This window comes from Streptomyces sp. NPDC058534, assembly GCF_042717365.1.
Lineage (GTDB): Bacteria > Actinomycetota > Actinomycetes > Streptomycetales > Streptomycetaceae > Streptomyces.
On record NZ_JBHXNW010000136.1, the window covers coordinates 1 to 11,093 of the forward strand.

General features: G+C 70.6%; 10 protein-coding genes and 2 pseudogenes. 5 read left to right on the forward strand and 7 right to left on the reverse strand.

What is annotated here, in order from left to right:
* From ACFWR9_RS41420 to ACFWR9_RS41435, 4 genes are all read right to left on the reverse strand, one after another.
* Window positions 1-950 (reverse strand): ALF repeat-containing protein (locus ACFWR9_RS41420; protein WP_383852493.1); only part of this gene is annotated, 950 nt, incomplete at its 3' end.
* 318 nt (window positions 951-1,268) lie between these two features.
* Window positions 1,269-2,576, reverse strand: a complete 1,308-nt coding sequence (locus tag ACFWR9_RS41425) for a DUF2637 domain-containing protein (RefSeq protein ID WP_383852496.1) — start codon at window positions 2,574-2,576, stop codon at window positions 1,269-1,271.
* A gap of 89 nt (window positions 2,577-2,665) precedes the next feature.
* Window positions 2,666-3,544, reverse strand: coding sequence for a DUF3558 family protein (locus ACFWR9_RS41430; protein ID WP_383852498.1), 879 nt, complete (start codon window positions 3,542-3,544; stop codon window positions 2,666-2,668).
* Between the two features lie 117 nt (window positions 3,545-3,661).
* Window positions 3,662-4,540 carry a DUF3558 domain-containing protein gene (locus ACFWR9_RS41435; protein ID WP_383852500.1) on the reverse strand — a complete coding sequence of 293 codons (879 nt, stop codon included), beginning with the start codon at window positions 4,538-4,540 and terminating at the stop codon, window positions 3,662-3,664.
* 225 nt (window positions 4,541-4,765) lie between these two features.
* Here ACFWR9_RS41435 and ACFWR9_RS41440 point away from each other — a divergent pair, with 225 nt between their 5' ends.
* Window positions 4,766-5,959, forward strand: a complete 1,194-nt coding sequence (locus tag ACFWR9_RS41440; protein ID WP_383852501.1) for an RtcB family protein — start codon at window positions 4,766-4,768, stop codon at window positions 5,957-5,959.
* 45 nt (window positions 5,960-6,004) lie between these two features.
* Here ACFWR9_RS41440 and ACFWR9_RS41445 read toward each other — a convergent pair whose 3' ends face one another.
* The 3 genes from ACFWR9_RS41445 to ACFWR9_RS41455 all read right to left on the reverse strand — a co-directional run bounded on the left by ACFWR9_RS41445 (window position 6,005) and on the right by ACFWR9_RS41455 (window position 8,157).
* Window positions 6,005-6,805 carry an LAGLIDADG family homing endonuclease gene (locus ACFWR9_RS41445; RefSeq protein ID WP_383852504.1) on the reverse strand — a complete coding sequence of 267 codons (801 nt, stop codon included), beginning with the start codon at window positions 6,803-6,805 and terminating at the stop codon, window positions 6,005-6,007.
* Window positions 6,806-6,995: 190 nt separating this feature from the next.
* Window positions 6,996-7,775 (reverse strand): SDR family NAD(P)-dependent oxidoreductase, encoded by a 780-nt coding sequence (locus ACFWR9_RS41450; RefSeq protein WP_383852507.1) that lies wholly within the window; start codon window positions 7,773-7,775, stop codon window positions 6,996-6,998.
* Window positions 7,776-7,818: 43 nt separating this feature from the next.
* Window positions 7,819-8,157, reverse strand: a complete 339-nt coding sequence (locus ACFWR9_RS41455; RefSeq protein ID WP_383852510.1) for a YnfA family protein — start codon at window positions 8,155-8,157, stop codon at window positions 7,819-7,821.
* Window positions 8,158-8,252: 95 nt separating this feature from the next.
* Between ACFWR9_RS41455 and ACFWR9_RS41460 the strand changes: the two genes are divergently transcribed.
* The 4 genes and pseudogenes from ACFWR9_RS41460 to ACFWR9_RS41475 all read left to right on the forward strand — a co-directional run.
* Window positions 8,253-9,392 (forward strand): LLM class flavin-dependent oxidoreductase, encoded by a 1,140-nt coding sequence (locus ACFWR9_RS41460; RefSeq protein ID WP_383852512.1) that lies wholly within the window; start codon window positions 8,253-8,255, stop codon window positions 9,390-9,392.
* A complete protein-coding gene (locus ACFWR9_RS41465) occupies window positions 9,389-10,024 on the forward strand; it encodes a CE1759 family FMN reductase (RefSeq protein ID WP_383852515.1) in 636 nt (211 codons plus the stop codon). Before ACFWR9_RS41460 ends, ACFWR9_RS41465 begins: the two co-directional genes overlap by 4 nt.
* A gap of 68 nt (window positions 10,025-10,092) precedes the next feature.
* Window positions 10,093-10,313: pseudogene (locus ACFWR9_RS41470) on the forward strand (response regulator); the annotation flags it as partial.
* 97 nt (window positions 10,314-10,410) lie between these two features.
* A pseudogene (locus tag ACFWR9_RS41475) lies at window positions 10,411-10,732 on the forward strand (two-component sensor histidine kinase); the annotation flags it as partial.
* Window positions 10,733-11,093 lie beyond the last annotated feature (361 nt).

The following is an 11,093-nucleotide window of genomic DNA, read 5'->3' on the forward strand; positions in this document are numbered from 1 at the left end:
GCGCGCGCGCGCGCGCCGCGGCCCCCCGGCGCGCGCCCCGCGCCCCCCTCGCCCCCGGCCCGGTGTCGCGCGCCCCCCCCCCCGGCCGCCCCCCCCTTCTCGGCCGCCTGCCTCGCCTTCTCCGCGGCGGTCTTGGCCCGCTCGGAGGCCTCGACGGCGAGGTCGGTCTCCGCCTGGGCGCGCTTGCCCTCGCGCTCCACGACGGCGACGAGTTCCTCGATCGTCGCCGTCTCCTGGTCGCGGGCGCGCGCGATGTGCTGCCCGGTGTCCAGGAACCACTCGACCTCCTGGCGGTTGCCGCTCATCGCGCGGTCCGCGTACTTGCGCACCTCCGCGCCGCCGGAGGTCAGCATGGTGGCGGTCTCCACCCGCATGTCCTCCTCGCGGGCCTCGAACCTGCCCTGGGACAGGAACGCCGCGAGGTCCTGCTCGGTGCCGGCGTCCAGGGCGGCGGACGCCTCGCGTCTGACCGCCTTGCCGCCGGTGGCCGAGACCGTGGCCGTGGACACCTGGAGGTCTTCGAGCAGGCCGGGTCTGAAGCCGCCGTCGAGGAAGGCCGCCACCGCGCCGTCGCCGCCGTCCAGCGCCGCGGAGGCCTCGCGCCGCAGCCCGACGCCGGATCTCGCGAGGTAGGCGGCCACGGCGACGCGGTTGTCCTCCGCCGTCACCGTCGGGAGCGTCGTGCCGAGGAACGTCCGTATGTCCGCGTCCGTGCCGTACATCGCCTGCGCCGCGGCGGCCTTGGTGGCCCTGCCGCCGGTCAGCCAGGCCTTGACGACCTTCGCCCGCTCGGTGTCCGGCAGCTCGAACGGCGTGGGCGGCTCGTCCGCCGCCGCCGTGACGGCCCCGGCGCGGCCCGGCGCGACCAGGACCCCGGGCGTGGCGGCGACGGCCGTGACGGCGGCGAGGGTGCCGAGCAGGCGCCGACGGCTCCAGAACACTGTCTCCATAGGGATTTCGTCCTCCAGGTAAGTGCCGTACGGCACTCGGCGGAATCATTCATGATGCAATCGCTCAGCAATTCACATTTCTGATGCGCCGTCAATTGATCCTGGAAATACTGGTGAACAGAGGAGATCAGAGGTGATCAGCCATCACGATCTCTTCACACTTGCCGCTACAACCTTCCGCCTGGGTGACAGGAGTCACACCCTCTGTTGAACTGGCGTCCATTTTGGGGTAGTTGGCGGTGTGGACATACCGTGGAGGAATGGATTTCATGTGGAGGCCGGGAATTCCATGGAATTCCCGGAAGCGCGAGCACAGCGCTACGCGATGTGCTCGTCCTCGAGTTCCGCCGTGTGGCGTTCCTGGAAACGCATGACCATCCGCTTGGCATCCGCGTCCAGCACGGAAACCCCGTACGTCGCCTCGATGTTGTAGCCGAACTCCCGCGGCGTCGGGTAACCGCTGCCGCTGATCGACCGCTTGAAGACCTGGTAGTACGCGTCCTCGTCCGGCTCCGCCTGCGGGGTGCCGCCGCCCTCGCCCAGCTCGCGGGTGCGGTGCGGCCCCACCGGGATGGGGAAACTGCCGGTGTCCTCGGGGGAGGGCTCCTGGACGGGCGGCGGCTCCTCGAACTGCTGCCGGTACTCGTCCGCCTGCTGCTGCTCCGCGTACCACTGGGCGTACTGGTCGTCCGGGTCGTACGCGGGGTCGTAGCCACCGCGGTACTCCACGAATTGTGGATCCCGGGCGTGCAGCCACTGGTTCTGGTCCGCCTCGGGCTCCTCCCGCACCGGCTCCTCCCGCACCGACTCCGGCTCCCGGCCGCCCGTCAGCTCGGGACGCTGCTCCGCGGCCGGCTCGGCCTTACGCAGCGAGGGCGCGGTCCCGGGGCCCTGGGCGGCCTCCTCGGGCTGCGGCGCCGGCGGCAGCAGGGCCGGTTCGATACCCGCCGCCGCCAGACCCGCCGGAGCGGTCTGCGCGAGCGGGACGCCGTAGCGGGCCAGGCGCAGCGGCATCAGGGACTCGACGGGCGCCTTGCGGCGCCAGGAGCGGCCGAACCGGGAGCGCAGCCGGGCCTGGTAGACCAGCCGCTCCTGCTCAAGCTTGATGACCTGCTCGTAGGAGCGCAGCTCCCACAGCTTCATCCGGCGCCACAGCAGGAACGTCGGCCCCGGCGAGAGCAGCCAGCGGGTGAGGCGGACGCCCTCCATGTGCTTGTCGGCGGTGATGTCGGCGATCCGGCCGATCGCGTGCCGGGCGGCCTCCACGGACACCACGAACAGGATCGGGATCACGCCGTGCATGCCGACACCCAGCGGGTCCGGCCACGCCGCCGCGCCGTTGAACGCGATCGTCGCCGCCGTCAGCAGCCACGCCGTCTGGCGCAGCAGCGGGAAGGGGATACGGATCCAGGTCAGCAGCAGGTCGAGGGCGAGCAGCACGCAGATGCCCGCGTCGATGCCGATCGGGAAGACGTAGCTGAAGTTCCCGAAGCCCTTCTGCAGGGCCAGCTCCCGCACCGCCGCGTAGGAACCCGCGAAGCCGATCCCGGCGATGACGACGGCACCGAAGACGACCATGCCGATGAGAACGCGATGCGTCCGGGTCAGCTGTAGTGGCGCGGCCACCCGTACTCCCCTCCCAGTGCCTGTTGTTGCGCGCAACAGAGTGGCACATGTGTACGGGGAACGGGTGGCCGGTGGGTCGATACGGTCCGTCAGCCCGACTTCGACGAGGACTTCGACGCCGACTTCGACCCTGCCGCGGAGGGCTTCTTCGACGCCGGCTCGGAGGGCGACGGCGAGCTGCTCGCCCCGCTGCCGTTGGCCTTCGCCACCGCGGCCACCGCCTCCTTGGCCGCCTTCTGCGCGTCCTTCACCAGGTCGTCCGCGTCCGGCGTCTTCTCGCCGGCCAGACCCGCGCCGTTGTAGTCGACGGTGACGACGACGTTCTCGACGCGCGTCACGACCGTCTGCTGCTTGAAGGTGCCTTCCTTCTTCTTCAGGTCGTAGCGCACGACCGAGGCCTCGTCACCCGTGCCGCCGACCGGCGTGGTCTTCAGGCTCTTGGCACCCTCGGCGCTCTGCGCGTCCTTCAGCTGCTTCGTGTAGTAGTCGTGCGCCAGCTCGTCGCCCGCGCCGCGTGTCGCGTCCGACTCGAAGCGCAGCATCGACACGCTCAGCCAGCGGAACTGGGAGCCCTTCACGCCGTTGTCGTCGAGGCTGTCCCAGGAGCAACTGACGCGAGTGGCGGTGTCGTTGGAGGCGCCCTCCTTGCCGGAGTCGCCCTTCGGCACCAGGTCCTCCAGCGACTTCTTCGACAGCACCGAGCACGGCTCCGGAAGCTTCGCGTACGCCGCCGCCCGCACCGTCGGGGACGGGCTCGCGGACTTGGACGCGGCGGACTTCTCCGCGGCGGCCTTGTCCTTCCCGTCGCCGGAGCCGGAGTCCGAGGAGCAGCCGGCCACCACCAGCACGGCGGGGACGGCGGCCGCGCAGACGACGACGCGGGTCAGCCGCGACGCTTTCCGCTCTCGCTGCTCTCGCTTGTCTCGCTGGTCACGCTGGGCTCGTAGCTGCATGGTTCCTTCACTCATGACGCTCATGGTTCCTGCGGTCGGAACGGGTCCGAGGAGCCACCGTACGCGGTGAAGAAATGGTGCGGACCCGCTTCGGGTGCACCGCGCGCGCACGCCCCGGAGCCCGGACGGGGCTCAACCGCTGAGCGAATCCGCCAGCTGGGAGGCCAGTTTCCGGGCCATGTCCTGCATTTCCTCGCTGTCCGGCACGACTCCGAGCGTCGCCGACTGCTCCGCGTACTCGATGGTCACCACGACGTTCGACGTGCGGAACGCCACAGTCACGGTGCGCTGTTTCGCCGTGGAACCGGAGTCGCTCAGCTCGTCGTCGACGTACCCCTCGTCGCCGAGGTCGTCGAGGAGCCGGGGCTGCAGATCGGTGGGCGTGGCACCGGCGGACGGGCTCGACGAGGCGTCACCGGACGACGCGGAGCCCGAGGGCGTGGCGGAGGGCGAGCCGGGCGACCGGGTGCCGGACGGGGACCCCGACTCCGGCGTGGCGCCGGGCTCGGACGAGGAAGAGGAAGAGGAAGAGGAAGAGGGCGCAGACTCGGAGACGACCGGTTCGGGCAGGTCGGCGGCCTCCACCTGCTGGGTGAAGAGCTGTTCGGCCTGGCTGTCGTCGCTCACGGAGTTGTCGTACGACACCACTCGCTCGAAGTCGACGAAGAGGTGGTGGGTGGCGTCCGCCGACTCGACCTTCCAGCGGCAGCCGACCTTGCGGTCGGTGTCGTACGCGAGCGTCGGCTCCCCCTTGTACGCCTTCTCGCGCTGCACCTCGTCCGGGATCTCCTCGATGCCGGGCAGCAGCGAGTCGAGCGTCTTGTCCCCGACCGCGCCGCACGGCTCCGGCAGGGTCCGGTACTTGCCCGGCTCGGCGGCCTCGGTGGCGACGCCCGGCTGTCCCGGGTTGGAGTCGTCCGCCGTGGCGCCGTCGCCGGAGCCGCCGGTGCAGCCGGCCAGCAACACCGCCAGGAAGGCGGCGACGCCGGGTACGTAGGCCTTCCGCTGCACGGTGCGGCTCCTCTCGCCGGGGTGGCTGTGGTTCGGGACGCTTCGGAACGCTTCGGGACTCCAGTGTCCCCGCTGGTTAATCGCTTGCCGCACGGGGGCGTCCCCTGGAGACAATGTGTATCGCACGCGCTGCCGTGAACGCCGGTCAGTTGCCCCTTTGGCTGTCATTGGCTCCGGTTTTTGCGCTTCGATACTTCTGTTTGTTTCCGGGGGAATGAGGACGATATGTCGTACGTGGAGATGCCGGGCGCGAAGGTGCCGATCCGGATGTGGACCGACCCGGCGACGGTCGAGGAGGGCGCGCTGCAGCAGCTGCGCAACGTCTCGACCCTGCCGTGGATCAAGGGCCTCGCGGTCATGCCGGACGTGCACTACGGCAAGGGCGCGACGGTCGGTTCCGTGATCGCGATGCGGGGTGCCGTGTGCCCGGCGGCGGTGGGCGTCGACATCGGCTGCGGAATGTCGGCGGTGAAGACGTCCCTGACGGCGAACGACCTGCCCGGCGACCTGTCCCGCCTCCGCTCGAAGATCGAGCAGGCGATTCCGGTGGGGCGGGGCATGCATGACAGCCCCGTCGAGCCGGGGCGCTTCCACGGGCTGGCGACGAGCGGGTGGGACGACTTCTGGGGGCGGTTCGACGGGGTTGCGGAGGCGGTTCGCTTTCGCAGGGGGCGGGCGGCTGCGCAAATGGGAACCCTTGGCCAAGGGAATCATTTCGTGGAGCTCTGCGTTGATATGTCCGGTTCGGTCTGGCTGATGCTCCACTCCGGTTCCCGCAACATTGGCAAGGAACTGGCCGAACACCACATCGGCGTCGCCCAGAACCTCCCGCACAACCAGGGCCTGATCGACCGCGACCTCGCGGTCTTCGTCGCGGACACCCCGCAGATGGCGGCATACCGCAACGACCTGTTCTGGGCGCAGGAGTACGCGAAGTACAACCGCACCCTGATGATGGCGCTCTTCAAGGACGTGGTCCGCAAGGAGTTCAAGAAGGCCAAGCCGGTCTTCGAGCCGGAGATCTCCTGCCACCACAACTATGTGGCCGAGGAGCGGTACGACGGCATGGACCTGCTGGTGACCCGCAAGGGCGCGATCCGCGCGGGTTCCGGGGACTACGGGATCATCCCCGGTTCCATGGGCACGGGTTCGTACATCGTGAAGGGCCTCGGGAACGACAAGTCCTTCAACTCCGCGTCCCACGGCGCGGGCCGGCGCATGAGCCGGAACGCGGCCAAGCGGCGCTTCTCCACCAAGGATCTGGAGGAGCAGACGCGGGGCGTGGAGTGCCGCAAGGACTCGGGTGTGGTGGACGAGATCCCGGGCGCGTACAAGCCGATCGACCAAGTGATCGACCAGCAGCGCGACCTCGTGGAGGTCGTGGCGAAGCTGAAGCAGGTCGTTTGCGTGAAGGGCTGACGCGAGTGGCTCCCCCGATCGGCACGGGGGGCCTGGTTCATCTGGTCACTGTTCGCTGGGCATGGGCACTTGGCCAGAGCGCAGGCGCCACATGCGGAGGTTGCAGCTCTGCGGAGTTCTGCCGAGCGCCTCGGCGGCCGCCGTTGGGCTGTTGAGTTTGAGCAGAATCCTGTCCTCGCACTCATTCCAGCGGCGTCGGGTGTGAGCGGCACGCATGTCGGCAGGGCGTACCCAGGTGGCGATGGACCCGGCGACTGCTCGCTTGCGCTCCAGGGACAGGCATCCGGGGTAGTAGAAGTGAGCTGCCAGATTCTGGGCGGTCTCCATCATGTAGAAGACGTTGTAGACACTGTCGCGGGCGTTGCGCTTGAGGATGCGCTCAGCGCCTGTCACTTCTCTCGCGTGGTGGCCAAGGTACGTAGCGATGGCCGTGCTGGCCGTGGTGAGGGAGATGAAGGGGAACCCCTTGCTGGTGTAACCCACAGACCCGTCGGCGTCGATGACGCCTCGCAGGTAGTCCCGCTGCGAGAACTCGCCATAAGGAGGCGAGATCGCTTGCGACTTGCGGCCGTACGGCAGGCCGAGTCCGTTGAGCCGGGTCCTGGCCTCGAGGGAGCACAGGGTCCAGACAGCCGTGTGAGAGGCCTCGGCGAAGTTGGTGGATCGGGTGCGCTCGGTGATGCTGCTGTAGTAAGGCGTCAGCTTCTGGAACTCGCGCAAGAGGTCGATATCTCGCACGCTGATCTCAGCCGTCAATCGGCCCTTCTGTCCTACTCCCTGCGCGAGATGTCCGTCCGCCTGCAAGAACCCGAACATGTACGCGTACTCGGGGACTGTGAGGTCCATGAACTGATGGCCGTTAGGCTCGCGTTCAACCACAGGGAAGCTCCAGTTCCTTGCTGGTCAGGCTCTCGGTCGGGACCGGCATCCCGGCCGAGGGCCGTCGCGTTTGATGTTGTGACGCGAGCCTAGATATTCAGTTCAACCGCCGTTCGGGTGATCGGAGTTCTTCACTCCTGTGAGTTACGCCCGGGCGTCAGCTCTCCCGGTGCACCTTCGTGTTCGACGCCTGGGCGCGAGGCCGGACCACCAGGAGGTCGATGTTGACGTGGGCGGGGCGGGTGATCGCCCAGGTGATGGTGTCGGCGACGTCGTCGGCGGTCAGGGGGGCGGCGACGCCCTGGTAGACCTTGGCCGCCTTGTCCTGGTCGCCGGCGAAGCGGGTCAGGGCGAACTCGTCGGTCTTGACCATGCCGGGCGCGATCTCGACGACGCGGACCGGGCGGCCGACGATCTCCAGGCGCAGCGTCTCGGCGAGGACGTGTTCGGCGTGCTTGGCGGCGGCGTAGCCCGCGCCGCCCTCGTAGGTGGCGAAGCCGGCGGTCGAGGAGACGACGACCACCGTGCCGTCGCCGCTCGCCTCCAGCTTGGGGAGCAGGGCCTGGGTGAGGTTCAGGGTGCCGAGGACGTTCGTCTCGTACATCCGGCGCCAGTCGTCCGGGTCGCCGGTGGCCACCGGGTCGGCGCCGAGTGCGCCGCCGGCGTTGTTGACCAGGACGCCGACCGTCTTGAAGGCGGTGGCGAACTCGTCGACGGCCTCGCGGTCGGTGACGTCGAGGGGGTATGCCGTCGCCTTGTGTCCGGCCGCCTCGATCTCCTCCGCCAGGGCCTCGATGCGGTCCTTGCGGCGGGCGGTGAGGACGACCCGGTAACCCGCCGCGGCGAGCTGCCGGGCCGTGGCGGCGCCGATGCCGCTGCTCGCACCGGTGACGACGGCGATGCGGGAGGCGGCGGACGGGGCGGCTGCGGTGGCCATGGGCTGCTCCTTGGTCGGTGCTGGACGTCGCCGTCCAGGGTAGTCAGGCGCCGTTGCGGGGCGCCCACATGATCACGGCCATCCCGGCCAGGCAGACCAGCGCGCCGGTGATGTCCCAGCGGTCGGGGCGGTAGCCGTCGGCGACCATGCCCCACAGGATCGAGCCGGCCACGAAGATGCCGCCGTACGCGGCGAGGATGCGGCCGAAGTGGGCGTCGGGCTGGAAGGTCGCGACGAAGCCGTACGCGCCGAGGGCGAGGACGCCGCCGGTCGCCCAGAGCCAGCCGCGCTGCTCGCGCACCCCCTGCCAGACCAGCCAGGCGCCGCCGATCTCGAAGAGGGCGGCTACGGCGAAGAGGGCGGCGGAGCGCAGGACGAGCATGCGGGCAGCTTCGCACGGCCTCGATGGAATAACCGCCGGTGGGCCACCGTTGCCGGGTATGGTTGAAGAGTCAACAAACCGGAGGTTGAGCGACCATGCAGTTCGGCATTTTCAGCGTCGGCGACGTCACGCCCGACCCGACCACGGGCCGTACGCCGACCGAGCGTGAGCGGATCAAGGCCATGGTCGCCATCGCGCTGAAGGCCGAGGAGGTCGGGCTCGACGTGTTCGCGACCGGCGAGCACCACAACCCGCCCTTCGTCCCCTCGTCGCCGACGACCATGCTCGGCTACATCGCGGCCCGCACCGAGCGGCTGGTCCTCTCCACCTCCACCACCCTCATCACCACCAACGACCCGGTGAAGATCGCCGAGGACTTCGCGATGCTCCAGCACCTGGCCGACGGCCGGGTGGACCTGATGATGGGGCGCGGGAACACCGGGCCCGTGTATCCGTGGTTCGGCAAGGACATCCGGCAGGGCATCAACCTCGCCGTCGAGAACTACGCCCTGCTCCACCGCCTGTGGCGCGAGGACACCGTGGACTGGGAGGGGAAGTTCCGTACGCCGCTCCAGGGCTTCACGTCCACGCCCCGGCCGCTGGACGGCGTCGCGCCCTTCGTCTGGCACGGCTCCATCCGCTCGCCGGAGGTCGCCGAGCAGGCCGCGTACTACGGCGACGGCTTCTTCCACAACAACATCTTCTGGCCCGCCGACCACACCAAGCGCATGGTCGAGCTGTACCGGGCCCGCTACTCCCACTACGGGCACGGCACCCCCGAGCAGGCGATCGTCGGCCTCGGCGGCCAGGTGTTCATGCGGAAGAACAGCCAGGACGCGGTGCGCGAGTTCCGCCCGTACTTCGACGTGGCGCCTGTGTACGGGCACGGCCCGTCCCTGGAGGAGTTCACCGAGCAGACGCCGCTCACGGTCGGCTCGCCGCAGCAGGTGATCGAGAAGACCCTCGCCTTCCGCGACTACGCCGGCGACTACCAGCGCCAGCTGTTCTTGATGGACCACGCCGGCCTGCCCCTGAAGACCGTCCTGGAGCAGCTCGACCTGCTCGGCGAGGAGGTCGTGCCGGTGCTGCGGAAGGAGTTCGCCAAGGACCGCCCGGCGGACGTGCCGGACGCGCCGACCCACGCGTCCCTGCTGGCCGGCGCCCGCAAGGACGTCCGCAAGGACGTCCGCCAGGAAGCCCGCTTGGACGTCCGCGAGGAAGGAGTACGGGCATGAAGCTCGTCGTCGTCTCGGCGGGACTGAGCGTCCCGTCGTCCACCCGGCTGCTGGCCGACCGGCTGGCCGCCGCCACCGCCGGGCAGACCTCGGCGGAGGTCCGGGTGATCGAACTGCGCGACCTCGCCGTGGAGATCGCGCACACCTTCACCAACGGCTTCCCGGCGACGCCGCTGGCCGACGCGTTCGCCGTGGTCGCGGACGCCGACGGGCTGATCGTGGTCACGCCGGTCGTGCCGGAGGCGCGCATCGATGCAGCCTCCGCGTCGTACAGCGGGCTGTTCAAGTCGTTCTTCGACGCGCTGAGCGTCACCGACGAGGACGCCCTCGCCGGGAAGCCGGTGCTGATCGCGGCCACCGGCGGTACCGCCCGGCACTCCCTCGTCCTGGACCACGCCCTGCGTCCGCTGTTCGCGTACCTGAAGGCCGTCGTCGTCCCCACCGGGGTGTACGCCGCCTCCGAGGACTGGGGCGCCGAAGGGCTCGACGGCCGGACCGCGCGGGCCGCGGGCGAGCTGGCGGCGCTGATGGCGGGCCTGACCTCGGCCGCTCGCCCGCAGCCCCGGCGCGACTCCTTCGAGGAGGTCGTGCCCTTCGAGCAGCGGCTCGCCGCGCTGCGGCCCGCCGGGTGAGACCCGAGTACGGGTAGGAAGCCGGGCCCGTCCGGTCGGGGCGCCGCCGGTCTTGGCAGACTGGGCGCGTGCCCCGGACTGTTCTGCTCGCCGAAGACGACCGCGCCATCCGGCACGCCGCGCCCTCACCCTGGAGGGGTACCGGGTCACCGCCGTCGCCGACGGCGTCGAGGCGCTGGCGCGGGCCCACCGCGGCCGGCCCGACGTCCTCGTGCTGGACGTGATGATGCCGGGCATCGACGGCCCTCCACCAGCGCGGTCAGCATCAGGATCGGGGTGGCGTCACCCTCGGCGCGCAGCTCCCGGCAGACCAGCTCGACCAGCCGGGCGTCCCGCAGCTGATCCAGACCGTCCGCGGCGTGGGTTACGTGCTGCGGGCGGACTGAGTGGGCGCCTCCCCGCTCGGGCGCCGGCCCCGGCTGCTGTCGCTGCGGACCACGTTCGCGGTGTCCTTCGCGACGATCACCGCCGTGGTCACGGTCCTCGTCGGAGGGCTGTCCTACAACGCGGCGGCGCGGCTGGTCCGGGTGGACCAGGAGTCCGTCTTCGAACAGGCCGCGCGGGATCTGCGGGCCGAGGCGCGCCGGCTGCGGCTGTCGCCGGGCGACTTCTCCTCCTCCGCGCCCGGCCACGACATCGTGCGCCCCCGCCCGCACCGACGTACAGGTCCTCGGGCCGGACGGCGACGTCCTGGACCCGGCCGAGCCGCGTGCGCGAGGTCGCCCTGGCCCACGGGGGCGCGCCGTTCGCGTACCGGCGGGACGGCGGCGGCTCGGTGATCGGTTTCACGGTGGTCCCGGCTTCGGCGGGGGGCGCCACGGAGGACGCGGAGGACACGGGGGCGTGGGCGGGCGTACGTAGGCCCTCCGGGCCCCGCCGTTCACCACCGTCGGAAGCGCTTCGGAAGCGGATCACCGCTGGTTCCGGAAGCGGGCGCGCTGGTGGGCTGGGGCCATGTCGACGTCACCGGTGGCCGTGGGCCCCACCGCTGTCGCCGGCGCCCGCGCCCGGGGGGGGGGGGGCGGGGGCGGGGGCCCCCGGCGCGCGGGGTGGCCGGCGCCGCGAGGGG